Annotated in this window: 19 protein-coding genes, 4 tRNA genes and 2 rRNA genes; all 25 read right to left on the bottom strand. The window is 56.5% G+C overall.

All coding sequences use genetic code 11. The features are described from left to right. Position 1: 1 nt before the first annotated feature. Positions 2-637, bottom strand: coding sequence for a 50S ribosomal protein L3 (gene rplC, locus IWW33_RS13685; protein ID WP_012316519.1), 636 nt, complete (start codon positions 635-637; stop codon positions 2-4). Between the two features lie 80 nt (positions 638-717). After that, a complete protein-coding gene (gene rpsJ / locus IWW33_RS13680) occupies positions 718-1,029 on the bottom strand; it encodes a 30S ribosomal protein S10 (protein ID WP_003186070.1) in 312 nt (103 codons plus the stop codon). Positions 1,030-1,171: 142 nt separating this feature from the next. Continuing rightward, positions 1,172-2,365, bottom strand: a complete 1,194-nt coding sequence (gene tuf / locus IWW33_RS13675; protein ID WP_003255489.1) for an elongation factor Tu — start codon at positions 2,363-2,365, stop codon at positions 1,172-1,174. A 27-nt stretch (positions 2,366-2,392) separates the two neighbouring features. Then, a complete protein-coding gene (gene fusA, locus IWW33_RS13670) occupies positions 2,393-4,537 on the bottom strand; it encodes an elongation factor G (protein ID WP_046788136.1) in 2,145 nt (714 codons plus the stop codon). 30 nt (positions 4,538-4,567) lie between these two features. Then, positions 4,568-5,038 carry a 30S ribosomal protein S7 gene (gene rpsG, locus IWW33_RS13665; protein WP_003246741.1) on the bottom strand — a complete coding sequence of 157 codons (471 nt, stop codon included), beginning with the start codon at positions 5,036-5,038 and terminating at the stop codon, positions 4,568-4,570. 106 nt (positions 5,039-5,144) lie between these two features. After that, on the bottom strand, positions 5,145-5,516 hold the full coding sequence (gene rpsL, locus IWW33_RS13660) for a 30S ribosomal protein S12 (RefSeq protein WP_003255492.1): 372 nt from the start codon (positions 5,514-5,516) through the stop codon (positions 5,145-5,147). Between the two features lie 211 nt (positions 5,517-5,727). Continuing rightward, positions 5,728-9,927, bottom strand: a complete 4,200-nt coding sequence (gene rpoC, locus IWW33_RS13655; protein WP_039601744.1) for a DNA-directed RNA polymerase subunit beta' — start codon at positions 9,925-9,927, stop codon at positions 5,728-5,730. Positions 9,928-9,991: 64 nt separating this feature from the next. Beyond that, positions 9,992-14,065 (bottom strand): DNA-directed RNA polymerase subunit beta, encoded by a 4,074-nt coding sequence (gene rpoB, locus IWW33_RS13650; protein WP_174142038.1) that lies wholly within the window; start codon positions 14,063-14,065, stop codon positions 9,992-9,994. Continuing rightward, entirely contained in the window at positions 14,065-14,235 is a 171-nt protein-coding gene (locus tag IWW33_RS13645) for a hypothetical protein (protein WP_155294789.1), read from the bottom strand. Before IWW33_RS13645 ends, rpoB begins: the two co-directional genes overlap by 1 nt. Positions 14,236-14,284: 49 nt before the next feature. Then, complete coding sequence (rplL, locus tag IWW33_RS13640) at positions 14,285-14,650, bottom strand: 50S ribosomal protein L7/L12 (RefSeq protein ID WP_003255496.1); 366 nt, start codon at positions 14,648-14,650, stop codon at positions 14,285-14,287. A gap of 78 nt (positions 14,651-14,728) precedes the next feature. Continuing rightward, a complete protein-coding gene (gene rplJ, locus IWW33_RS13635; protein WP_012316523.1) occupies positions 14,729-15,229 on the bottom strand; it encodes a 50S ribosomal protein L10 in 501 nt (166 codons plus the stop codon). Positions 15,230-15,425: 196 nt separating this feature from the next. Next, positions 15,426-16,121: a 50S ribosomal protein L1 gene (rplA, locus tag IWW33_RS13630; RefSeq protein WP_008089131.1), complete on the bottom strand. Its 696-nt coding sequence runs from the start codon at positions 16,119-16,121 to the stop codon at positions 15,426-15,428. Continuing rightward, the gene (gene rplK, locus IWW33_RS13625) at positions 16,121-16,552 is read right to left on the bottom strand and encodes a 50S ribosomal protein L11 (protein WP_003255500.1); all 432 of its coding nucleotides are present in this window, start codon (positions 16,550-16,552) and stop codon (positions 16,121-16,123) included. The genes rplA and rplK overlap by 1 nt, the downstream gene beginning before the upstream one ends. A gap of 119 nt (positions 16,553-16,671) precedes the next feature. Beyond that, positions 16,672-17,205: a transcription termination/antitermination protein NusG gene (gene nusG, locus IWW33_RS13620; protein ID WP_012316525.1), complete on the bottom strand. Its 534-nt coding sequence runs from the start codon at positions 17,203-17,205 to the stop codon at positions 16,672-16,674. Between the two features lie 9 nt (positions 17,206-17,214). Beyond that, positions 17,215-17,583: a preprotein translocase subunit SecE gene (gene secE, locus IWW33_RS13615; RefSeq protein ID WP_008089117.1), complete on the bottom strand. Its 369-nt coding sequence runs from the start codon at positions 17,581-17,583 to the stop codon at positions 17,215-17,217. A gap of 44 nt (positions 17,584-17,627) precedes the next feature. Further along, a tRNA-Trp gene (locus IWW33_RS13610) sits at positions 17,628-17,703 on the bottom strand. Between the two features lie 54 nt (positions 17,704-17,757). Next, entirely contained in the window at positions 17,758-18,951 is a 1,194-nt protein-coding gene (gene tuf, locus IWW33_RS13605; protein WP_003255489.1) for an elongation factor Tu, read from the bottom strand. A gap of 78 nt (positions 18,952-19,029) precedes the next feature. After that, positions 19,030-19,105: transfer RNA gene (locus tag IWW33_RS13600), tRNA-Thr, on the bottom strand. 29 nt (positions 19,106-19,134) lie between these two features. Continuing rightward, positions 19,135-19,208 (bottom strand) — tRNA-Gly (locus IWW33_RS13595). A 24-nt stretch (positions 19,209-19,232) separates the two neighbouring features. Next, positions 19,233-19,316 (bottom strand) — tRNA-Tyr (locus IWW33_RS13590). 152 nt (positions 19,317-19,468) lie between these two features. Further along, the gene (locus IWW33_RS13585; protein ID WP_046788138.1) at positions 19,469-19,894 is read right to left on the bottom strand and encodes a hypothetical protein; all 426 of its coding nucleotides are present in this window, start codon (positions 19,892-19,894) and stop codon (positions 19,469-19,471) included. 7 nt (positions 19,895-19,901) lie between these two features. Beyond that, on the bottom strand, positions 19,902-20,651 hold the full coding sequence (locus IWW33_RS13580; protein ID WP_115273747.1) for a pantothenate kinase: 750 nt from the start codon (positions 20,649-20,651) through the stop codon (positions 19,902-19,904). Further along, positions 20,641-21,600, bottom strand: coding sequence for a bifunctional biotin--[acetyl-CoA-carboxylase] ligase/biotin operon repressor BirA (gene birA / locus IWW33_RS13575; RefSeq protein ID WP_115273746.1), 960 nt, complete (start codon positions 21,598-21,600; stop codon positions 20,641-20,643). The genes IWW33_RS13580 and birA overlap by 11 nt, the downstream gene beginning before the upstream one ends. A 154-nt stretch (positions 21,601-21,754) precedes the next feature. Next, positions 21,755-21,870: ribosomal RNA gene (gene rrf, locus IWW33_RS13570) — 5S ribosomal RNA — on the bottom strand. Between the two features lie 131 nt (positions 21,871-22,001). Next, positions 22,002-24,893, bottom strand: a 23S ribosomal RNA gene (locus tag IWW33_RS13565). Positions 24,894-25,175 lie beyond the last annotated feature (282 nt).

Genomic DNA, 25,175 nt, shown 5'->3' with positions numbered 1-25,175 from the left:
CTTAACCGCGAGCCTTGACAGCCGGACGTACAACCACGTCGCCGCCAGTAGCGCCAGGAACGGCACCCTTGACCAGCAGCAGGTTGCGCTCAGCGTCTACGCGAACTACTTCCAGGGACTGAACAGTCACGCGCTCGGCGCCCATGTGACCGGACATTTTCTTGCCCTTGAACACACGACCAGGAGTCTGGCACTGGCCGATGGAGCCTGGGACACGGTGCGACACGGAGTTACCGTGGGTGTTGTCCTGGCCACGGAAGTTCCAGCGCTTGATGGTACCGGCAAAGCCTTTACCTTTGGACTGACCAGTAACGTCTACCAGCTGGCCTGCAGTGAAGAGTTCAGCTTTGATCGAGTCGCCAGCCTGGAACTCGCCTTCTTCAAGGCGGAACTCCCAGACACCGCGACCAGCGGCAACGTTGGCCTTGGCGAAGTGACCTGCCTGAGCGGCAGTCACACGCGAAGCACGACGCTCGCCGACAGTGACTTGCACTGCACGGTAGCCATCGGTTTCTTCAGTTTTGAACTGGGTGACGCGATTCGGCTCGATCTCAATGACCGTGACCGGAATGGAGACACCTTCTTCGGTGAAAATGCGGGTCATACCGCACTTGCGACCGACTACACCAATAGTCATGTTGTAAACCTCATGAGTGTACGGGGCTTTCACCCGCTATGGCCGCCCATTTCAGAGCGTTACACGACAAGACCGAAGTCTTAGCCGAGGCTGATCTGCACTTCCACACCTGCCGCCAGATCAAGCTTCATCAGCGCGTCAACGGTTTTATCCGTCGGCTGGACGATGTCCAGAACACGCTTATGAGTGCGGATCTCGTACTGGTCACGCGCGTCTTTGTTGACGTGCGGGGAGACCAGAACGGTGAAACGCTCTTTGCGGGTAGGCAGTGGAATTGGACCACGCACTTGTGCACCAGTACGTTTCGCGGTTTCCACGATTTCCTGGGTGGATTGGTCGATCAGGCGATGGTCGAAAGCCTTCAACCTGATTCGGATTTGCTGATTTTGCATTGGATTTCAGACTCCAGGCTGTTCCCAACGGACGCACTACGCCCGCTAAAAGGAGGCGTGATTCTATAGACGCCCCTATTTAGTGTCAACCCAATAAAAAAAACCCCCGCTGAGCGGGGGTTTTTTTCAATCGGTCGAGTGATTACTCGATGATTTTGGCTACGACGCCGGCGCCGACGGTACGACCGCCTTCACGGATAGCGAAGCGCAGACCGTCTTCCATTGCGATGGTCTTGATCAGGGTAACAGTCATCTGAATGTTGTCACCTGGCATTACCATTTCAACGCCTTCCGGCAGTTCGCAGTTACCGGTCACGTCAGTGGTACGGAAGTAGAACTGAGGACGGTAGCCTTTGAAGAACGGAGTGTGACGGCCGCCTTCTTCCTTCGACAGAACGTAGACTTCTGCGGTGAACTTGGTGTGCGGCTTGACCGAACCTGGCTTGACCAGAACCTGGCCACGCTCAACGTCATCACGCTTGGTACCACGCAGCAGAACGCCGCAGTTCTCGCCAGCACGACCTTCGTCCAGCAGCTTGCGGAACATCTCAACACCGGTGCAGGTGGTGGTGGTGGTGTCACGCAGACCAACGATTTCCAGCGGATCCTGAACGCGGACGATACCACGCTCGATACGACCGGTAACAACGGTACCACGACCCGAGATCGAGAATACGTCTTCGATCGGCATCAGGAACGGCTGGTCGATGGCACGAACTGGCTCAGGAATGTAGCTGTCCAGAGTTTCTACCAGCTTCTTGACAGCGGTAGTGCCCATTTCGTTGTCGTCTTTGCCTTCCAGGGCCATACGAGCAGAACCGATGATGATCGGAGTGTCGTCGCCTGGGAAGTCGTAGGTGGACAGCAGGTCGCGAACTTCCATCTCGACCAGTTCCAGCAGCTCGGCGTCGTCTACCAGGTCAGCCTTGTTCAGGAAGACCACGATGTACGGAACGCCAACCTGACGGGACAGCAGGATGTGCTCACGGGTTTGTGGCATCGGACCATCGGCGGCCGAGCAAACCAGGATCGCGCCGTCCATCTGGGCAGCACCGGTGATCATGTTCTTCACGTAGTCAGCGTGACCTGGGCAGTCAACGTGAGCGTAGTGACGAATGGTCGAGTTGTACTCAACGTGAGCGGTGTTGATGGTGATACCGCGCGCTTTTTCTTCCGGAGCCGAGTCGATCTTGTCGAACTCAACGATTGCCGAACCGAAAACTTCGGAGCAAACGCGAGTCAGAGCTGCGGTCAGAGTGGTCTTACCGTGGTCAACGTGGCCGATGGTGCCAACGTTAACGTGCGGAAGGGAACGATCAAATTTTTCTTTAGCCACGACAGTGAACCTCTTGCCTAAAGGGGATTAGCCTTGTTTTTTAACGAGTGCTTCGACGATGTTCGACGGAGCTTCGGCGTATTTGGAGAATTCCATGGAGTAGCTTGCGCGACCCTGAGACATGGAACGAACGTCGGTCGCATAACCGAACATTTCTCCGAGCGGTACTTCAGCACGGACGACGCGGCCGGAGACCGACTCATCCATACCCTGGACCAGACCACGACGACGGTTCAGGTCACCCATCACGTCACCCAGGTAGTCTTCCGGGGTTACAACTTCGACCTTCATTATCGGCTCGAGGACCACGCCACCGCCCTTCTGGGCCAGCTGCTTGGTTGCCATCGAAGCAGCGATCTTGAACGCCATTTCGTTGGAGTCGACGTCGTGGTACGAACCGTCGAATACCGTGGCCTTCAGGCCGATCAGAGGATAACCGGCAACGACGCCGTTTTTCATCTGCTCTTCGATACCCTTCTGGATCGGGGCGATGAATTCCTTAGGAATCACACCACCAACGACTTCGTTGGAGAACACCAGACCTTCGGTGATGTTGCCTTTCTCGTCCTGATCTGGCTCCGAGAAACGGATCCAGCAGTGACCGAACTGACCACGACCACCCGACTGACGAACGAACTTGCCTTCGATCTCAACGCCGGACTTGGTGATCTTCTCGCGGTACGAAACCTGCGGCTTACCGATGTTGGCTTCGACGTTGAACTCGCGCTTCATGCGGTCAACGAGGATGTCCAGGTGCAGCTCACCCATGCCCGAGATGATGGTCTGGCCAGTCTCTTCGTCGGTCTTGACGCGGAACGACGGGTCTTCCTGGGCCAGCTTGCCCAGAGCAATACCCATCTTCTCCTGGTCAGCCTTGGTTTTAGGCTCGACGGAGAGCGAAATGACCGGCTCAGGGAAGTCCATACGCTCAAGAATGATTGGCTTGTCGGCGTTGCACAGGGTTTCGCCCGTGGTCACGTCCTTCATGCCGATCAGTGCCGCGATGTCGCCAGCGCGCACTTCCTTGATCTCTTCACGCTGGTTGGCGTGCATCTGCACCATACGACCAACGCGCTCTTTCTTGCCCTTGACCGAGTTGATGACCGAGTCACCGGAGCTCAGAACGCCGGAGTAGACGCGAACGAAGGTCAGAGTACCAACGAACGGGTCGGTCGCGATCTTGAACGCCAGAGCAGAGAACGGCTCGTTGTCGTCGGCGTGACGCTCGTCTTTACGAACAGCCGGATCGTCTTTGTCCAGGTCCTTGTCGTCCGGGTTGATACCCTGGATTGCAGGGATCTCGGTCGGAGCAGGCAGGTAGTCGATGACGGCGTCGAGAACCAGGGGAACGCCCTTGTTCTTGAACGACGAACCGCAGACAGCCGGTACGATTTCGCTGGCCAGGGTGCGCGCGCGCAGACCGGCTTTGATCTCTTCGACGGTCAGCTCTTCGCCTTCCAGGTACTTGTTCATCAGCTCTTCGCTGGACTCGGCAGCAGCTTCAACCATGTTGGAGCGCCACTCTTGAGCCAGCTCCAGCATATCGGCAGGAATTTCTTCCTCGCGATAAGTGGTGCCTTTGTCGTCGTCGTTCCAGTAGATAGCCTTCATCTTGATCAGGTCGACCTGACCCTGGAAGTTATCTTCCGAACCGATGGCCAGCTGAACAGGAACCGGGGTGTGACCCAGGCGATTCTTGATCTGACCTACGACGCGCAGGAAGTTTGCACCGGCACGGTCCATCTTGTTCACGTAAACAACACGTGGAACGCCGTACTTGTTGGCCTGACGCCATACGGTTTCGGACTGAGGCTCAACGCCGGAGGTACCGCAGAACACAACGACCGCGCCGTCGAGCACACGCAGCGAACGCTCTACTTCAATGGTGAAGTCAACGTGGCCAGGGGTATCGATGACGTTTACACGGTAGTTGTCGTACTGACCAACGGAACCCTTCCAGAAGGTGGTAACGGCAGCGGAGGTAATGGTGATACCGCGCTCCTGCTCCTGCACCATCCAGTCGGTGGTCGCGGCGCCGTCGTGCACCTCGCCCATCTTGTGGCTCAGACCTGTGTAGAACAGGATCCGCTCGGTAGTGGTAGTCTTGCCCGCGTCAACGTGAGCACAGATACCGATGTTACGGTAGCGGTTAATTGCTGTAGTACGAGCCATAAAGCCCTCGCAAAAATGTTGATGCTTGAATTAGAAGCGGTAGTGCGAGAACGCTTTGTTGGCTTCAGCCATACGGTGCACGTCTTCACGCTTCTTGACTGCAGCACCCTTGCCTTCGGCAGCATCCAGCAGCTCGCCAGCCAGGCGCAGAGCCATCGACTTCTCGCCGCGCTTGCGGGCGTAGTCTACGAGCCAGCGCATTGCCAGAGCGTTACGACGGGATGGACGAACTTCAACCGGAACCTGGTAAGTGGCACCGCCGACACGACGGGACTTTACTTCGACCAGCGGAGCGATGGCGTCGAGAGCTTTCTCGAAGATTTCCAGGGGGTCGCTGTTCTTGCGTGCTTTGACGGTATCCAGGGCACCGTAAACGATGCGCTCGGCTACGGCCTTCTTGCCGCTTTCCATCACGTGGTTCATGAACTTGGCGAGGATCTGGGATCCGTACTTCGGATCGTCAAGGATCTCACGTTTTGCTGCTACACGACGTCTTGGCATGATAAGCCCTCAAACGGTCTTCAGGTTAGCCCGGGACGTGGGTCTTCGACCCCTGCCCGACCTTACTCTTATCGACTCAAAAAAATGGATGTCTGCAAACGGCCGATTACTTCGGACGCTTGGTACCGTACTTCGAACGACCCTGGTTACGGCCTTTGACGCCCGAAGTATCCAGAGAGCCGCGAACGGTGTGGTAACGAACACCTGGCAAGTCTTTTACACGGCCGCCACGGATCAGGACGACGCTGTGCTCTTGCAGGTTGTGGCCTTCACCGCCGATGTACGAGGAAACCTCGAAACCGTTGGTCAGACGCACACGGCATACTTTACGCAGTGCCGAGTTAGGTTTTTTCGGCGTGGTGGTGTACACGCGGGTGCACACGCCACGACGTTGCGGGCAGTTCTGCAGCGCAGGAACGTCGGACTTTTCGACCGAACGCTTACGCGGCTGACGTACCAGCTGGTTGATAGTTGCCATCTACTAGCTCCACTGATTGTCTTGCGACTCTATTGTCTTGCAAGAAAGCCAAAAATTGGCGAGACGGAGCCTCACCAAATTTAAGGGTACAAAAGTCTAAAGAGGATCTTGCACCCAGTCAAGACAAGGCCCCGGCCCTCCCCGCCCGATCATCGGCAACATTTCATGTCTCCGATGACCGTTCGGGGCTTGCCGGGGCCCTGCCCTGTACTTAGTTACCGCTGGAATTCAGCGCTTCGGTCAGTGCGGCTTCCACCTCACTGGCACTTACGCGCAGCGGTTTGTCGGCTTCACGGCGACGCTTACGCTCGCTGTGGTAGGCCAGACCGGTACCGGCCGGGATCAGACGACCCACGACCACGTTCTCTTTCAGGCCGCGCAGGTAATCGCGCTTGCCGGTTACGGCCGCTTCGGTCAGCACGCGGGTGGTTTCCTGGAAGGAAGCCGCGGAGATGAACGACTCGGTCGAAAGCGACGCCTTGGTGATACCCAGCAACACACGGGTGAACTTCGAGACGAACTTGTCATCGGCGGCGAGACGCTCGTTCTCGACCAGCACCTGAGTCAGTTCCATCTGGTCGCCCTTGATGAAGCTGGAATCGCCCGACTCGGAGATCTCGACCTTACGCAGCATCTGACGCAGGATGGTCTCGATGTGCTTGTCGTTGATCTTAACGCCTTGCAGACGGTAAACGTCCTGGATCTCGTTGACGATGTATTTCGCCAGCGCGCTCACACCCAGCAGACGCAGGATGTCGTGCGGATCGCTCGGGCCGTCGGAGATAACTTCACCGCGGTTTACCTGTTCGCCTTCGAAGACGTTCAGGTGACGCCACTTCGGAATCAGCTCTTCGTACGGATCGCTACCGTCGGTCGGGGTAATGACCAGGCGACGCTTGCCTTTGGTCTCCTTGCCGAATGCGATGGTGCCGCTGACCTCAGCCAGAATCGAGGCTTCTTTCGGACGACGCGCTTCGAACAGGTCGGCAACACGCGGCAGACCACCGGTGATGTCACGGGTCTTCGACGTTTCTTGCGGGATACGCGCAATAACGTCACCAACGCCGATCTGCGCACCGTCAGCAACACCAACCAAGGCGTTCGCTGGCAGGAAGTACTGTGCAGGTACGTCGGTACCTGGCAGGTACAGATCCTTGCCATTGGCGTCGACCATCTTGATTGCCGGACGGATTTCCTTGCCTGCGGCAGGGCGATCCTTGACGTCCAGCACTTCAATGTTGGTCAGGCCGGTCAGCTCGTCGGTCTGGCGCTTGATGGTGATGTTTTCTTCCATGCCCACGAAGGTCACGGTACCTTTCAGCTCGGTAACGATCGGGTGGGTGTGCGGATCCCACTTGGCGACGATGGCGCCAGCTTCGACCTTGTCACCTTCCTTGACCGAAATCACCGCACCGTAAGGCAGCTTGTAACGCTCGCGCTCACGGCCGAATTCATCGGCAATGGCCAGCTCACCGGAACGCGATACGGCAACCAGGTTGCCATCGGCACGCTCGACCTGCTTCAGGTTGTGCAGACGCACCATACCGCCGTTCTTCACCTGGACGCTGTCGGCAGCCGAAGTCCGGCTTGCAGCACCACCGATGTGGAACGTACGCATGGTCAGCTGGGTACCAGGCTCACCGATCGACTGGGCAGCGATAACGCCGACAGCTTCACCGATGTTCACCTGATGACCGCGGGCCAGGTCACGACCGTAGCACTTGGCACAGATACCGTAGCGGGTTTCGCAGTTGATCGGCGAACGTACGACAACTTCGTCGATGCTGTTCAGCTCGATGAACTCGACCCACTGCTCGTCGACCAGGGTACCGGCAGGAACGATGACGTCCTCGGTGCCTGGCTTGAACACGTCACGGGCGATGACACGGCCCAGTACACGCTCACCCAACGGCTCCACGACGTCACCGCCTTCGATGTGCGGAGTCATCAGCAGGCCGTGGTCGGTACCGCAATCGATCTCGGTTACAACCAGGTCTTGCGCAACGTCCACCAGACGACGGGTCAGGTAACCGGAGTTCGCAGTCTTCAATGCGGTATCCGCCAGACCTTTACGAGCACCGTGAGTCGAGATGAAGTACTGGAGTACGCTCAGACCTTCACGGAAGTTCGCAGTGATCGGCGTCTCGATGATCGAGCCGTCCGGCTTGGCCATCAGGCCACGCATACCGGCCAGCTGACGGATCTGTGCTGCGGAACCCCGCGCACCGGAGTCAGCCATCATGTACATCGAGTTGAAGGACTCTTGCTCGACTTCTTTGCCCTCGCGGTCAATGACCTTCTCTTTCGAGAGGTTGGCCATCATCGCCTTGGACACTTCGTCGTTCGCCTTGGACCACAAGTCGATGACCTTGTTGTACTTCTCGCCCTGGGTTACCAGGCCGGAGGCGTACTGGCTCTCGATTTCCTTCACTTCATCAGTGGCGCTGCCAATGATGCGTGCTTTTTCATCAGGGATGACGAAGTCATTCACACCGATGGAAACGCCGGAAATGGTCGAGTAGGCGAAACCGGTGTACATCAACTGGTCGGCGAAGATAACGGTCTCTTTCAGACCAACCACGCGGTAGCACTGGTTGATCAGCTTGGAGATCGCCTTTTTCTTCATCGGCTGGTTGACCACATCGTACGGCAGGCCTGCCGGTACAACCTGGAACAGCAGTGCACGGCCGACAGTGGTGTCGACGATGCGGGTGTTCTTGGTGATGCTGCCATCACGGTCTTTCACGGTCTCGTTGATACGGACCTTGATTTTCGCGTGCAGAGCGGCTTCGCCGGCGCGGAATACACGATCGACTTCCTGCAGGTCGGCGAACACGCGACCTTCGCCCTTGGCATTGATGGCTTCACGGGTCATGTAGTACAGACCCAGTACAACGTCCTGCGACGGAACGATGATTGGCTCACCGTTGGCTGGCGACAGAATGTTGTTGGTCGACATCATCAGCGCGCGCGCTTCAAGCTGTGCTTCCAGGGTCAGAGGCACGTGAACGGCCATCTGGTCACCGTCGAAGTCGGCGTTGTACGCAGCACAGACCAGTGGGTGCAGCTGAATGGCCTTGCCTTCGATGAGCACAGGCTCGAACGCCTGGATACCCAGACGGTGAAGGGTCGGTGCACGGTTCAGCAGTACGGGGTGTTCGCGAATCACCTCAGCGAGAACGTCCCATACCTCTGGCAGCTCGCGCTCGACCATCTTCTTGGCAGCCTTGATGGTGGTCGCCAGACCACGCATTTCCAGCTTGCCGAAAATGAACGGCTTGAACAGCTCGAGGGCCATCTTCTTCGGCAGACCGCACTGATGCAGACGCAGGGTCGGGCCTACGGTAATTACCGAACGGCCGGAGTAGTCCACACGCTTGCCGAGCAAGTTCTGACGGAAACGACCTTGCTTACCTTTGATCATGTCGGCCAGGGACTTCAGCGGACGCTTGTTCGAGCCAGTGATGGCGCGACCGCGACGGCCGTTGTCCAGCAGGGCGTCTACCGCTTCCTGCAGCATGCGCTTTTCGTTGCGCACGATGATGTCCGGCGCCGACAGATCGAGCAGGCGCTTCAGACGGTTGTTACGGTTGATCACCCGACGATACAGGTCGTTCAGGTCGGAGGTCGCGAAGCGGCCGCCATCCAGCGGAACCAGCGGACGCAGGTCCGGCGGCAGTACTGGCAGAACGGTCAGGACCATCCACTCAGGCAGGTTGCCCGAGCCCTGGAAAGCTTCCATCAGCTTCAGGCGCTTGGACAGCTTCTTGATCTTGGTTTCCGAGTTGGTCTGCGGAATCTCTTCGCGCAGGCGACCGATCTCGTGCTCCAGGTCGATAGCGTGCAGCAGCTCGCGGACAGCCTCGGCACCCATGCGGGCGTCGAAATCGTCACCGAACTCTTCCAGCGCTTCGAAGTACTGCTCGTCGTTCAGCAGCTGACCCTTCTCGAGGGTAGTCATGCCTGGGTCGATGACGACGTAGCTCTCGAAATAGAGAACGCGCTCGATGTCACGCAGGGTCATGTCCATCAGCAGGCCGATACGGGACGGCAGCGACTTCAGGAACCAGATATGGGCAACCGGCGAGGCCAGCTCGATGTGCGCCATGCGCTCACGACGAACCTTGGCCAAGGCAACTTCAACGCCGCACTTCTCGCAGATCACACCGCGGTGCTTGAGGCGCTTGTACTTGCCGCACAGGCACTCGTAGTCCTTGACCGGGCCAAAGATCTTGGCGCAGAAAAGGCCGTCACGCTCAGGTTTGAACGTACGGTAGTTGATGGTTTCCGGCTTCTTAACTTCACCGAACGACCACGAACGGATCATTTCAGGCGACGCCAGACCGATGCGGATGGCGTCGAACTCTTCGACTTGACCCTGGTTTTTCAGCAAATTCAGTAGGTCTTTCAAGGCCTTTCCTCCTGGCGGAGCAGGAAGCGGGCTGTACCAGCCCCACTCCCCTTCGCGTCACGTGTTATTCGGTTTCCAGATCGATATCGATACCGAGCGAACGGATCTCTTTGATCAACACGTTGAAGGACTCGGGCATGCCCGGCTCCATACGGTGATCGCCATCCACGATGTTCTTGTACATCTTGGTACGGCCGTTCACGTCGTCCGACTTCACTGTGAGCATTTCTTGCAGGGTGTATGCCGCGCCGTATGCTTCCAGCGCCCACACTTCCATCTCCCCGAAACGCTGACCACCGAACTGCGCCTTACCACCCAGCGGCTGCTGGGTAACCAGGCTGTAGGAACCAGTGGAACGCGCGTGCATCTTGTCGTCCACCAAGTGGTTCAGCTTGAGCATGTACATGTAACCAACGGTCACAGGACGCTCGAACTTGTTGCCGGTGCGACCGTCGAACAGCACCATCTGGCCGCTCTCTGGCAGGTCAGCCAGCTTCAGCATGGCCTTGATCTCGCGCTCCTTGGCACCGTCGAAGACCGGAGTAGCCATAGGCACGCCTTTCTTCAGGTTGTGCGCCAGGGCGAGGATCTCTTCGTCGGTGAACTCTTCCAGGTTCTCCTGACGACCACCGATCTCGTTGTAGATCTCGGTGAGGAAGCCACGCAGCTCAGCGGCTTTGCGCTGTTCTTCGATCATGCGGTCGATCTTCTCGCCCAGACCTTTGGCCGCGAGGCCCAAGTGGGTTTCAAGGATCTGACCGACGTTCATACGCGAAGGTACGCCCAGAGGGTTCAGTACGACGTCGACCGGAGTACCGTTGGCATCGTGCGGCATGTCTTCTACCGGCATGATGACCGAGACCACACCTTTGTTACCGTGACGACCGGCCATCTTGTCACCCGGCTGGATGCGACGGCGGATGGCCAGGTAAACCTTGACGATCTTCAGTACGCCCGGTGCCAGGTCATCGCCCTGCTGCAGCTTGCGCTTCTTGTCTTCGAACTTGTCGTCCAGCAGGCGACGGCGATCGACGATGTACTGCTGAGCCTTTTCCAGCTGCTCGTTCAGTGCATCTTCAGCCATGCGCAGCTTGAACCATTGGCCGTGCTCCAGACCGTCCAGAACTTCGTCAGTGATCACGGTGCCTTTCTTCAGGCCCGCACCACCGTCGACCACCTGGCCGTTCAGGGCAGAACGCAGACGCTCGAAGGTTGCACCTTCGACGATACGGAACTCTTCGTTGAGGTCCTTGCGAATCTCGTCCAGCTGCATCTTCTCGATGGCCAGTGCGCGGCTGTCGCGCTCTACGCCATCACGAGTGAAGACTTGTACGTCGATGACGGTACCCTTGGTGCCAGTCGGCACGCGCAGGGAGGTGTCCTTAACGTCGCTGGCCTTCTCACCGAAGATCGCGCGCAGCAGTTTTTCTTCCGGAGTCAGCTGGGTTTCGCCTTTTGGCGTGACCTTGCCGACCAGGATGTCGCCAGCGCCGACTTCAGCACCTACGTAGACGATACCGGCTTCGTCCAGCTTGTTCAGCGCAGCTTCACCCACGTTCGGGATGTCCGCAGTGATTTCCTCTGGGCCAAGCTTGGTGTCACGCGCCACACAGGTGAGTTCCTGAATGTGGATTGTGGTGAAGCGGTCTTCCTGAACCACACGCTCGGACAGGCAGATGGAGTCTTCGAAGTTGAAGCCGTTCCACGCCATGAACGCGATGCGCATGTTCTGACCCAGCGCCAGTTCACCCATGTCGGTGGACGGGCCGTCGGCCATGATGTCGCCGCGCGCAACCTTGTCACCTTTGCTAACCAGCGGACGCTGGTTGATGCAGGTGTTCTGGTTGGAGCGGGTGTACTTGGTCAGGTTGTAGATATCTACACCTGCTTCACCGGTCTCGACTTCGTCGTCAGCTACGCGAACGACGATACGGCTGGCGTCGACGGAGTCGATCACACCACCGCGACGAGCAACCACGCAGACACCGGAGTCACGGGCAACGTTGCGCTCCATGCCGGTACCGACCAGCGGCTTGTCAGCACGCAGGGTTGGTACAGCCTGACGCTGCATGTTCGAACCCATGAGGGCACGGTTGGCGTCGTCGTGCTCGAGGAACGGAATCAGCGAGGCAGCAACGGAAACAACCTGCTTCGGCGATACGTCCATCAGGGTGACGTCTTCCGGCGCCTTGACGGTGAATTCGTTCAGGTGACGAACGGCCACCAGTTCGTCGATCAGTTGCTTCTTGTCGTTCATCGCGGCCGAAGCCTGGGCGATGACGTGATCAGCTTCTTCGATCGCCGACAGGAACACGATGTCATCGCTGACCACGCCTTCCTTCACCACGCGGTACGGGCTTTCCAGGAAGCCGTACTGGTTGGTGCGGGCATAGGCCGCCAGAGAGTTGATCAGACCGATGTTCGGACCTTCAGGGGTCTCGATCGGGCACACGCGGCCGTAGTGGGTCGGGTGTACGTCACGGACTTCGAAGCCAGCGCGCTCACGGGTCAGACCGCCCGGGCCGAGTGCGGAAACACGGCGCTTGTGGGTGATCTCGGAGAGCGGGTTGTTCTGGTCCATGAACTGCGAAAGCTGGCTGGAACCGAAGAACTCTTTCACCGCCGCCGCAACCGGCTTGGCGTTGATCAGGTCCTGCGGCATCAGGCCTTCGCTTTCAGCCATCGACAGGCGTTCCTTGACCGCGCGCTCGACGCGCACCAGGCCAACACGGAACTGGTTCTCGGCCATCTCGCCGACGCAACGTACGCGACGGTTACCGAGGTGGTCGATGTCGTCGACAATGCCTTTACCGTTACGGATATCGACCAGGGTCTTGAGAACCTCGACGATGTCTTCCTTGCTCAGCACGCCCGAACCTTCGATCTCGGTACGACCGATACGACGGTTGAACTTCATGCGGCCTACGGCCGACAGGTCGTAACGCTCAGCGCTGAAGAACAGGTTGTTGAACAGGGTCTCGGCAGCATCCTTGGTTGGCGGCTCGCCTGGGCGCATCATGCGATAGATCTCGACCAGCGCTTCCAGTTGGTTGCTGGTGGTGTCGATCTTCAGGGTGTCCGAGATGAACGGACCGCAGTCGATGTCGTTGGTGTACAGCGTCTCGATGCGAACGACCTGAGCCTTGGCGATCTTGATCAGCAGCTCGGTGGTCAGCTCGGTGTTGCACTCGGCGATGATCTCGCCGGTGGCCGGATGCACGATGGCCTTGGCGGTGGTGCGGCCCAGGACGTATTCCATCGGAACGTCCAGCTGGTTCACACCGGCCTTCTCGAGCTGGTTGACGTGGCGCGCGGTAATACGGCGGCCCTGCTCAACGATGACCTTGCCGGTTTCGTCATGGATGTCCATGACCGCAACTTCACCACGCAGACGCTGAGGCACCAGTTCCAGGCTGAGTTTCTCGCCGGAAATATGGAACACGTTGGTGGTGTAGAAGGTGCTCAGAACCTCTTCGGTGCTGTAACCCAAGGCGCGCAGCAGTACCGAGGCCGGCAGTTTGCGACGACGGTCGATACGGACGAACACGCAGTCTTTCGGGTCGAACTCGAAGTCCAACCAGGAGCCGCGGTACGGAATGATGCGAGCGGAGTACAGCAGCTTGCCGGAGCTGTGCGTCTTGCCACGGTCGTGGTCGAAGAACACACCAGGCGAACGGTGCAGCTGGGAAACGATCACACGCTCGGTACCGTTGATAACGAAGGTACCGTTCTCAGTCATCAGGGGGATTTCACCCATGTAGACTTCTTGCTCTTTGATGTCCTTGATCGCTTTGTTCGACGATTCCTTGTCGAAGATGATCAGGCGCACCTTGACCCGCAGCGGGACCGCGAAGGTCACGCCACGCAGGACACATTCCTTCACATCGAAGGCGGGTTCGCCCAGGCGATAGCCTACGTACTCCAGGGCAGCATTGCCGGAGTAGCTGATGATCGGAAATACCGATTTGAAGGCCGCGTGCAGGCCGACGTCGCGGAACTGATCCTTGGATGCTCCCGCTTGCAGGAATTCGCGATACGAATCCAGCTGGATGGCCAGGAGGTAAGGCACATCCATGACGTCCGGCAACTTGCTAAAGTCCTTGCGGATACGTTTTTTCTCAGTGTATGAGTAAGCCATCAGCGTTCCCCAGCTTGGTCACCTGCTTGTTTGGCTTCTCCCGGCGGGAGCAGCCAGAAAATCGTGCAAACCCCTTGGTTTGCGCCACCCACATGGGTGTCTTGCAGCTTGTTATCGGGGCCGACCTGATCGGCCACCAATAACGGAAAAAGGCCGGTGGCATAAGCCACCAGCCATCAGCCTTTGCTCAACGCTCCGGCTGGAGTCGCAAAGTCGAGATTACTTCAGCTCGACTTTAGCGCCTGCTTCTTCCAGCTTCTTCTTAGCGTCTTCAGCGGCTTCTTTCGAAACGCCTTCAGCTACGACCTGAGGAGCGCCATCGACTTTCTCTTTGGCTTCTTTCAGGCCCAGACCGGTCAGCTCGCGAACGGCTTTGATCACGTTCACTTTCTTGTCGCCGGCTTCAACCAGAACAACGTTGAACTCGGTCTGCTCTTCAACAACGGCAGCAGCAGCAGCTGGGCCAGCAGCGGCAACAGCAGCGGTAACGCCGAAGGTTTCTTCCATAGCTTTGATCAGCTCAACAACTTCCAGAACGGTTTTCTGGCCGATTGCTTCGATGATTTGCTCGTTAGTCAGGGACATGACTTAAATCCTGTATTGGGGTGACAGCCTACGCAGCCATCAAATTAAACATATGATTTTGAAAGAGGTTACGCGGCCTTAGGCAGCAGCAGCTTCTTTCTGGTCGCGAACGGCCGCCAGAGTACGAGCCAGCTTGCTGGTAGCGCCTTGAATAACGCTCATCAGACGTGCGATAGCTTCGTCACGGGTCGGCAAGGTAGCCAGTACATCGATCTGGTTGGCGGCAATGAAATTGCCGTCAAACGCAGCTGCCTTGATCTCGAACTTGTCCTGACCCTTGGCGAACTCTTTGAACAGACGAGCAGCAGCGCCCGGGTGTTCGTTGGAGAAAGCAATCAGGGTCGGGCCTTTGAACGCGTCGTTGAGGATCGAATACTCGGTGCCTTCAACTGCGCGCTTGAGCAGGGTGTTACGTACGACACGTACGTATACGCCAGCTTCGCGGGCCTCTTTACGGAGTCCGGTCATTGCGCTTACAGTCACACCACGGGCATCGGCCACGACAGCGGACAGAGCGACTTTGGCAGCCTCGTTGACTTCAGCGACGATGGCTTTCTTGTCTTCGAGTTTAATTGCCACGGGTTTACTCCTGGTTTTTACCGTTTCATCTGGCCGAAGCCGGATGTCGTTTTGGTGTCTGATTCGGTAACGAATCGGGAGCACCATCTGCGTAGGCTTGAGGTTTAAGGCTTGCGCCGCCTACGGTCTTGGATAGCCCCCGCCAGGCAGGGACCCCAATTTTGCTGATGGCGCGACGGATCGCGCCATCATTGCCTTACGCGTTCAGCGAGCTCTGATCGATGACCAGACCTGGGCCCATAGTGGTGCTCAGGGTAACGCGCTTGACGTAGATACCTTTCGAAGAAGCCGGCTTGATACGCTTCAAATCAGCGATCAGGGCCTCAACGTTTTCCTTCAGCTTGCCAGCTTCGAAGCCGACCTTGCCAACGGAGGTGTGGATGATACCGTTTTTGTCGGTGCGATAGCGAACCTGACCGGCCTTGGCGTTTTTCACAGCCGTGGCAACATCAGGAGTCACAGTACCGACTTTCGGGTTAGGCATCAGGCCGCGAGGACCCAGAACCTGACCCAGCTGACCCACAACGCGCATGGCATCTGGCGATGCGATGACTACGTCATAGTTCAGGTCGCCGCCTTTCATTTCGGCAGCCAGATCGTCCATACCTACACGGTCAGCGCCGGCAGCCAGAGCGGCCTCAGCAGCTGGACCCTGGGTGAAGACAGCAACGCGTACGGTCTTGCCAGTGCCGTGTGGCAGCACAGTAGCGCTACGTACGACCTGGTCGGATTTACGCGGGTCAACACCGAGGTTGACAGCAACGTCGAAAGATTCGCTGAACTTCACGGTGGACAGTTCAGCCAGCAGCGCAGCTGCGTCTTCGAAGTTGTAAACTTTGCCAGCTTCGATTTTCGAAGCAATAGCCTTTTGGCGCTTGGTCAGCTTAGCCATTACACACCCTCCACGTTCAGGCCCATGCTGCGGGCAGAGCCAGCGATGGTGCGTACAGCAGCGTCCAGGTCAGCAGCGGTCAGATCAGCCTGTTTAGCTTTGGCGATATCTTCCAGCTGAGCACGGGTCACGGTACCGACTTTGACGGTGTTCGGGCGAGCCGAACCACTGGTCAGGCCAGCAGCTTTCTTCAGCAGAACCGAGGCAGGGGTGCTCTTGGTTTCGAAAGTGAAGCTACGGTCACTGTAAACAGTGATGATCACAGGAGTCGGCAGGCCGGCTTCTTGACCCTGAGTACGGGCGTTGAAGGCCTTGCAGAATTCCATGATGTTCACACCGTGTTGACCCAGTGCTGGACCAACGGGTGGGCTTGGGTTGGCCTGGCCGGCCTTAACTTGCAGCTTGATGTAAGCCTGAATCTTCTTAGCCATGAGCTACTCCAATATCGGGTACGAACGCCAGATGGCTCCCCGGATGACTTGCGTTTTATCCCAGTGACGACAAAACCCCGCAGCACACAGGGCTGCGGGGTATGGGATGCTTCGTCCGCCTAGACCTTTTCGACCTGGCTGAACTCGAGCTCTACCGGAGTAGAGCGACCGAAAATGAGCACCGCCACCTGGAGGCGACTCTTTTCGTAGTTAACCTCTTCGACGTTACCATTGAAGTCAGCGAACGGACCGTCAATGACTCGAACCACTTCACCGGGCTCGAACAACGTCTTCGGCTTCGGCTTGTCACTACCATCGGCAACGCGACGCAGGATAGCCTCAGCTTCTTTATCAGTGATCGGTGCAGGCTTATCTGCAGTGCCACCAATAAAGCCCATCACACGAGGGGTGTCCTTGACCAAGTGCCAAGTCCCTTCGTTCATCTCCATCTGGACCAGAACATAGCCAGGGAAGAATTTACGCTCACTTTTGCGCTTCTGGCCGTTGCGCATTTCGACGACTTCTTCGGTCGGGACCAGGATCTCGCCGAAACCGTCTTCCATGCCTGCCAGCTTGACGCGCTCTATCAGGGAGCGCATAACATGCTTCTCGTAACCCGAGTAAGCATGCACAACATACCAACGCTTAGCCACGGGACACCTTTAGCCAACGATCAGGGAGACCGCCCAGCCGAGCAGGGAATCAAGACCCCACAGCAGCAGTGCCATAACCAGCACGACAGCCACGACAATCAGCGTGGTCTGGGTGGTTTCCTGGCGGGTCGGCCACACGACTTTACGGATCTCAGTACGAGCTTCCTTCGCAAGCGCAAAGAACGACTTACCCTTCGCAGTCTGCAGAGCTACAAAGCCTGCAACAGCAGCCAGGGCGAGAAGCGCAAGAACGCGGTACAGGATTGGGGAGGCGGAGTAATACTGATTACCCACTACACCAACAACCACCAAAGCCACTACAGCCAGCCACTTGAACAGATCAAAACGCGATTCTTGGGCTTCAGTTTTGGGAGTCATCGGGGAGGATCCTGTAAGAAGAAAGCCAATCACACTGAGGTGAATGGCAGGTCAGGAGGGAATCGAACCCCCAACCTACGGTTTTGGAGACCGTCGCTCTGCCAATTGAGCTACTGACCTGTAACGCTGTATCAGGCCGGCCATTATACCGGCCTGATCAAGTAAATCAACTACTTATTCGATAATTTTTGCTACGACGCCGGCGCCGACGGTACGACCGCCTTCACGGATAGCGAAGCGCAGACCGTCTTCCATTGCGATGGTCTTGATCAGGGTAACAGTCATCTGAATGTTGTCACCTGGCATTACCATTTCAACGCCTTCCGGCAGTTCGCAGTTACCGGTCACGTCAGTGGTACGGAAGTAGAACTGAGGACGGTAGCCTTTGAAGAACGGAGTGTGACGGCCGCCTTCTTCCTTCGACAGAACGTAGACTTCTGCGGTGAACTTGGTGTGCGGCTTGACCGAACCTGGCTTGACCAGAACCTGGCCACGCTCAACGTCATCACGCTTGGTACCACGCAGCAGAACGCCGCAGTTCTCGCCAGCACGACCTTCGTCCAGCAGCTTGCGGAACATCTCAACACCGGTGCAGGTGGTGGTGGTGGTGTCACGCAGACCAACGATTTCCAGCGGATCCTGAACGCGGACGATACCACGCTCGATACGACCGGTAACAACGGTACCACGACCCGAGATCGAGAATACGTCTTCGATCGGCATCAGGAACGGCTGGTCGATGGCACGAACTGGCTCAGGAATGTAGCTGTCCAGAGTTTCTACCAGCTTCTTGACAGCGGTAGTGCCCATTTCGTTGTCGTCTTTGCCTTCCAGGGCCATACGAGCAGAACCGATGATGATCGGAGTGTCGTCGCCTGGGAAGTCGTAGGTGGACAGCAGGTCGCGAACTTCCATCTCGACCAGTTCCAGCAGCTCGGCGTCGTCTACCAGGTCAGCCTTGTTCAGGAAGACCACGATGTACGGAACGCCAACCTGACGGGACAGCAGGATGTGCTCACGGGTTTGTGGCATCGGACCATCGGCGGCCGAGCAAACCAGAATCGCGCCGTCCATCTGGGCAGCACCGGTGATCATGTTCTTCACGTAGTCAGCGTGACCTGGGCAGTCAACGTGAGCGTAGTGACGAATGGTCGAGTTGTACTCAACGTGAGCGGTGTTGATGGTGATACCGCGCGCTTTTTCTTCCGGAGCCGAGTCGATCTTGTCGAACTCAACGATTGCCGAACCGAAAACTTCGGAGCAAACGCGAGTCAGAGCTGCGGTCAGAGTGGTCTTACCGTGGTCAACGTGGCCGATAGTGCCGACGTTAACGTGGGGAAGGGAACGATCAAACTTTTCCTTAGCCATCGATACAATCCTCCGCAGAAGAAATAGTCTTACGCTGATAAAACAAAGGCAGATATTTTCATATCTGCCTTGTTTATATGGAGCTCTTGAGCGGACTTGAACCGCTGACCTCACCCTTACCAAGGGTGTGCTCTACCAACTGAGCTACAAGAGCGAAACACATTGTGCAAAACCCAGCAAACTTGGAGCGGGTAGCGGGAATCGAACCCGCATCATCAGCTTGGAAGGCTGAGGTTCTACCACTAAACTATACCCGCGGAGCTTGCGGCTCTCGCTAAAACTGGTGGAGGGAGAAGGATTCGAACCTTCGAAGCTCTCGCAACGGATTTACAGTCCGTCCCCTTTGACCGCTCGGGAATCCCTCCAGATGTGGCCGGCATTCTATTTGTCTGCCGCCCTAGTGTCAAGCTTATTTTCAAATTTTTTCAATCAAATCTGAAGCTTAGCAACTTTGACACTGCCTCCAGCTCTACCACCTCAGTGGTGTTCCCTGTGAAGCGGGCGCCATTCTATCAAGCTATTCGCCAGTTGCAATACCCTGGCAGAAAATAATTTTATGTTTTAAGTCTTTGAAATCGTTGGAAAGAGTGGCGAGGACCGTTTGATCCAGCAAACGCTCGCTTTCCGGGGAAATCTTGAGCCAGAGGCCATCAGCGCCGGGCAGCTGCCCAGATACCGGCAATGCACTGATATCCAAGCTCAACAAGCGCTGGCGCAGGGCATCGATTTGATCTCGCCCTGCCAGGCCGCCCACCACCAGACATTCGTCGCGGCGACGGGGCGGCGTGGCCACACCCGTTTCACGCAAGAGACGAATCTCCTGCTGATTGCCTTTGTACAACGAGAGCGGGGCGACATCCTTGGCTTTTAGCGGGGCTTCCTGTTGGTGCCAGACGTAATAGAAGACGTTGAGCACCAGCAATAGCAGAAACAACCAACGCATAAACACCTCAGCTCAAAGGGCAGGCCATTGCCAAGCCAACGAATACCAAGTCGGGAACCACGCGCGCCTGCGGTACTGCTTCACGCACCAATGGTGCATCCCCCCCAGTGAGGAATACAGTAAAGTCCTCCCCCCACAGCGAGCGTGCTTGCTCCAGCTGCGTACGAGCAAAGCCCTGCAGCATCAACACGCAGCCACGCTCGACCGCCTCGACGGTCGAGCGCCCAGGAGCAAGGCTGGTCAAGGCACGCTCCGCAGATGCGTCGTCGTAGCGGATGCGTCGAGTGTGCGTGCGCAACTGGCTGCGCATCAGTGGCATACCTGGGCAGATGTACCCCCCAAGATGCTCGCCATCAGCGCCAATGAAGTCGGCCTTGGCAGCTGTACCCAGGTCGATCACCAAGCACGCACCCTTGGCCAAGTGGAAAGCGCCCAACGCCGCGAGCCAGCGATCCATGCCCAGGCGCTGGAAATCTTCATATCCATTGCGCACCCCGGCCATCTCACGAGCCGGTTCCGCGACACGCGGCAACACAGAAAACGCCTGAGCGATCAGCGTACAGAGCGCTGCCGTTTCTTCCTCGCTGCGCACACTGACGATACGACAACCCGACAAACGCAGCGAAGCCAAAGTACCGACCTCGGCCACAAGCGCCTGATCCGAATCCACAATGCCGCCACCCACGATAGTAGCGTCGACAGCATGAATGACTCGCCATTTGATGAAGCTGTTACCGCAATCGAGCTCAAGAATCATCACGCAACCTCAAACTGAGCTCACCACCACTGAAGCTCTTCTCCACGCCATCGATCTCCAGGCGCAAGCCACCCTGCCCATCCACTCCAAGCACTACTCCATCGATCTGGGTACTGCCGGCAACAAGCGATACGTTACGCCCCTGCCATAGATGTGCTTGCTCCCATTCCTCCTGAAAAGCGGCAAAACCATAACGTCGGTGACGCGCCAGCTCGTGCTGCAGTTGCTGGCTGAGCATTGCCACCAGGCGATTACGATCGATGGGAGAGCCAACCTCACGCCGTATGGATGTCCACTGCTGATCGACCTGGACGTTTACCTGCATGTTCACATTGACGCCAATGCCAAGAACAACGTGACAGACGTCCGCCGGATCACCGACCAACTCAAGCAGGATGCCGGCGATTTTCTGCCCACGCACAAGAACATCATTAGGCCACTTGAGCCCAACTTCCTTAACACCGAAGCCTTCCAAGGTGCGCATTACCGCCAAGCCGACCACCAGACTCAGCCCTTCGAGCTGTCGCATGCCGCCTTCGACACGTAACACCAGGCTGTAGTAAAGGTTTTCCGCGAAAGGACTTACCCACTGACGACCGCGACGGCCACGCCCAGCGCTCTGTCGCTCGGCAAGCACCAGAAAGGGAGCTGCCAGCCCCTCCCCCACGAGCCGCAACCCTTCAGCGTTAGTCGAGCCGATGGTTTCGTGGATGAACATTGGCCATTGCTCACCACCAGCAAATTCGGCAATTGCCTTTGCTTCGAGCAAGGCCAAGGGCGCCGCTAGCTGATAGCCACGCCCACGAACCTTGTGAATGGTGAGATTCAGCTCACTCTCCAGATGCTGCAGCTGCTTCCAAACGGCGCTGCGGCTCACCCCGAGGGCTGCCCCCAAGGCTTCTCCGGAATGGAACCGGCCATCCTTGAGGAGATTCAACAACTTCAGCATGCCAGTCTCGACTTGGAATAAGGCTGGCATGATAGCTATGGGTAGTGGGCTTGCATAGGAAAAGGGCCGCCCGAAACGAGCCAAATCCCGTGTATAAAGCCAGAAAAGACAAAACCCCTACCTGCTTGCGCAGATAGGGGTTTTGCGAAATGAATCTTGACGATGACCTACTCTCACATGGGGAAACCCCACACTACCATCGGCGATGCATCGTTTCACTACTGAGTTCGGGATGGGATCAGGTGGTTCCAATGCTCTATGGTCGTCAAGAAATTCTGTAGCCAGAATGTCCAGATGGACAGCCCAGCGAATTCGGATATGCGATAGTTGTGATGTTGCGAACTTTCGGTTCTTTCGTCTTCACCACCACAATTTGCAGAAGCAAATTGCTTGGGTGTTATATGGTCAAGCCTCACGGGCAATTAGTATTGGTTAGCTCAACGCCTCACAGCGCTTACACACCCAACCTATCAACGTCGTAGTCTTCGACGGCCCTTTAGGGGATTCAAGATCCCAGTGAGATCTCATCTTGAGGCAAGTTTCCCGCTTAGATGCTTTCAGCGGTTATCTCTTCCGAACATAGCTACCCGGCAATGCCACTGGCGTGACAACCGGAACACCAGAGGTTCGTCCACTCCGGTCCTCTCGTACTAGGAGCAGCCCCTCTCAAATCTCAAACGTCCACGGCAGATAGGGACCGAACTGTCTCACGACGTTCTAAACCCAGCTCGCGTACCACTTTAAATGGCGAACAGCCATACCCTTGGGACCGGCTTCAGCCCCAGGATGTGATGAGCCGACATCGAGGTGCCAAACACCGCCGTCGATATGAACTCTTGGGCGGTATCAGCCTGTTATCCCCGGAGTACCTTTTATCCGTTGAGCGATGGCCCTTCCATACAGAACCACCGGATCACTAAGACCTACTTTCGTACCTGCTCGACGTGTTTGTCTCGCAGTCAAGCGCGCTTTTGCCTTTATACTCTACGACCGATTTCCGACCGGTCTGAGCGCACCTTCGTACTCCTCCGTTACTCTTTGGGAGGAGACCGCCCCAGTCAAACTACCCACCATACACTGTCCTCGATCCGGATAACGGACCTGAGTTAGAACCTCAAAGTTGCCAGGGTGGTATTTCAAGGATGGCTCCATGAGAACTGGCGTCCCCACTTCAAAGCCTCCCACCTATCCTACACAAGCAAATTCAAAGTCCAGTGCAAAGCTATAGTAAAGGTTCACGGGGTCTTTCCGTCTAGCCGCGGATACACTGCATCTTCACAGCGATTTCAATTTCACTGAGTCTCGGGTGGAGACAGCGCCGCCATCGTTACGCCATTCGTGCAGGTCGGAACTTACCCGACAAGGAATTTCGCTACCTTAGGACCGTTATAGTTACGGCCGCCGTTTACCGGGGCTTCGATCAAGAGCTTCGCTTGCGCTAACCCCATCAATTAACCTTCCGGCACCGGGCAGGCGTCACACCCTATACGTCCACTTTCGTGTTTGCAGAGTGCTGTGTTTTTAATAAACAGTCGCAGCGGCCTGGTATCTTCGACCGGCATGAGCTTACGGAGCAAGTCCTTCACCCTCACCGGCGCACCTTCTCCCGAAGTTACGGTGCCATTTTGCCTAGTTCCTTCACCCGAGTTCTCTCAAGCGCCTTGGTATTCTCTACCTAACCACCTGTGTCGGTTTGGGGTACGGTTCCCAGTTATCTGAAGCTTAGGAGCTTTTCTTGGAAGCATGGCATCAACCACTTCGTCGCCTAAAGGCAACTCGTCATCAGCTCTCGGCCTTAAGATCCCGGATTTGCCTAAGATCTCAGCCTACCACCTTAAACTTGGACAACCAACGCCAAGCTGGCCTAGCCTTCTCCGTCCCTCCATCGCAATAACTGGAAGTACAGGAATATTAACCTGTTTTCCATCGACTACGCTTTTCAGCCTCGCCTTAGGGACCGACTAACCCTGCGTCGATTAACGTTGCGCAGGAAACCTTGGTCTTTCGGCGTGCGAGTTTTTCACTCGCATTGTCGTTACTCATGTCAGCATTCGCACTTCTGATACCTCCAGCAAGCTTCTCAACTCACCTTCACAGGCTTACAGAACGCTCCTCTACCGCATCACCAAAGGTGATACCCGTAGCTTCGGTGCATGGTTTGAGCCCCGTTACATCTTCCGCGCAGGCCGACTCGACTAGTGAGCTATTACGCTTTCTTTAAAGGGTGGCTGCTTCTAAGCCAACCTCCTAGCTGTCTAAGCCTTCCCACATCGTTTCCCACTTAACCATGACTTTGGGACCTTAGCTGACGGTCTGGGTTGTTTCCCTTTTCACGACGGACGTTAGCACCCGCCGTGTGTCTCCCATGCTCGGCACTTGTAGGTATTCGGAGTTTGCATCGGTTTGGTAAGTCGGGATGACCCCCTAGCCGAAACAGTGCTCTACCCCCTACAGTGATACATGAGGCGCTACCTAAATAGCTTTCGAGGAGAACCAGCTATCTCCGAGCTTGATTAGCCTTTCACTCCGATCCACAGGTCATCCGCTAACTTTTCAACGGTAGTCGGTTCGGTCCTCCAGTCAGTGTTACCTAACCTTCAACCTGCCCATGGATAGATCGCCCGGTTTCGGGTCTATACCCAGCGACTAAACGCCCTATTAAGACTCGCTTTCGCTACGCCTCCCCTATTCGGTTAAGCTCGCCACTGAATATAAGTCGCTGACCCATTATACAAAAGGTACGCAGTCACCTAACAAAGTAGGCTCCCACTGCTTGTACGCATACGGTTTCAGGATCTATTTCACTCCCCTCTCCGGGGTTCTTTTCGCCTTTCCCTCACGGTACTGGTTCACTATCGGTCAGTCAGTAGTATTTAGCCTTGGAGGATGGTCCCCCCATGTTCAGACAAAGTTTCTCGTGCTCCGTCCTACTCGATTTCATTGATAAGAGATTTTCGTGTACGGGGCTATCACCCACTATGGCCGCACTTTCCAGAGCGTTCCACTAATCTCAAACCAACTTAAGGGCTGGTCCCCGTTCGCTCGCCACTACTAAGGGAATCTCGGTTGATTTCTTTTCCTCAGGGTACTTAGATGTTTCAGTTCCCCTGGTTCGCCTCTTGCACCTATGTATTCAGTACAAGATACTCAGCTTATGCTGAGTGGGTTCCCCCATTCAGAGATCTCTGGATCACAGTCTGTTTGCCGACTCCCCAAAGCTTATCGCAGGCTACCACGTCTTTCATCGCCTCTGACTGCCAAGGCATCCACCGTATGCGCTTCTTCACTTGACCATATAACCCCAAGCAATCTGGTTATACTGTGAAGACGACATTCGCCGAAAATTCGCATGTTGCTCTTTCGAGCAGAACTCACAAATTTTACCTTAGCCTGATCCACCAGCAGTGAAACTGGTGTTCAGTCTATTTCTATCACATATCCGAATTTTTAAAGAACGATCTGACAAAAGTCAGAAATCAACATTCAAGCCAAATGTTCATTTCTGAATTCTGATCAGGAACAGCGCTGGACCTATATTTAGGTCCTGATCGCCTTTTACAAAGAATCAAGCAATT

It is taken from the genome of Pseudomonas sp. M2, assembly GCF_015751845.1.
Lineage (GTDB): Bacteria > Pseudomonadota > Gammaproteobacteria > Pseudomonadales > Pseudomonadaceae > Aquipseudomonas > Aquipseudomonas putida_E.
Note: the sequence above shows the minus strand (reverse complement) of the source record. Positions and strands in the feature narration are given on the sequence as shown.

Bases quoted from the DNA above. Each gene is read 5' to 3' on its own strand.
- rpsG (WP_003246741.1), bottom strand. From the start codon at position 5,038: ATGCCAAGACGTCGTGTAGCAGCAAAACGTGAGATCCTTGACGATCCG.
- rplA (WP_008089131.1), bottom strand. From the start codon at position 16,121: ATGGCTAAGCTGACCAAGCGCCAAAAGGCTATTGCTTCGAAAATCGAA.
- secE (WP_008089117.1), bottom strand. From the start codon at position 17,583: ATGACTCCCAAAACTGAAGCCCAAGAATCGCGTTTTGATCTGTTCAAG.
- IWW33_RS13585 (WP_046788138.1), bottom strand. From the start codon at position 19,894: ATGCGTTGGTTGTTTCTGCTATTGCTGGTGCTCAACGTCTTCTATTAC.
- rplK (WP_003255500.1), bottom strand. From the start codon at position 16,552: ATGGCTAAGAAGATTCAGGCTTACATCAAGCTGCAAGTTAAGGCCGGC.
- rpoB (WP_174142038.1), bottom strand. From the start codon at position 14,065: ATGGCTTACTCATACACTGAGAAAAAACGTATCCGCAAGGACTTTAGC.
- tuf (WP_003255489.1), bottom strand. From the start codon at position 18,951: ATGGCTAAGGAAAAGTTTGATCGTTCCCTTCCCCACGTTAACGTCGGC.
- birA (WP_115273746.1), bottom strand. From the start codon at position 21,600: ATGCTGAAGTTGTTGAATCTCCTCAAGGATGGCCGGTTCCATTCCGGA.
- rplL (WP_003255496.1), bottom strand. From the start codon at position 14,650: ATGTCCCTGACTAACGAGCAAATCATCGAAGCAATCGGCCAGAAAACC.
- fusA (WP_046788136.1), bottom strand. From the start codon at position 4,537: ATGGCTCGTACTACAGCAATTAACCGCTACCGTAACATCGGTATCTGT.
- rplC (WP_012316519.1), bottom strand. From the start codon at position 637: ATGACTATTGGTGTAGTCGGTCGCAAGTGCGGTATGACCCGCATTTTC.
- rpsL (WP_003255492.1), bottom strand. From the start codon at position 5,516: ATGGCAACTATCAACCAGCTGGTACGTCAGCCGCGTAAGCGTTCGGTC.
- IWW33_RS13580 (WP_115273747.1), bottom strand. From the start codon at position 20,651: ATGATTCTTGAGCTCGATTGCGGTAACAGCTTCATCAAATGGCGAGTC.
- rpsJ (WP_003186070.1), bottom strand. From the start codon at position 1,029: ATGCAAAATCAGCAAATCCGAATCAGGTTGAAGGCTTTCGACCATCGC.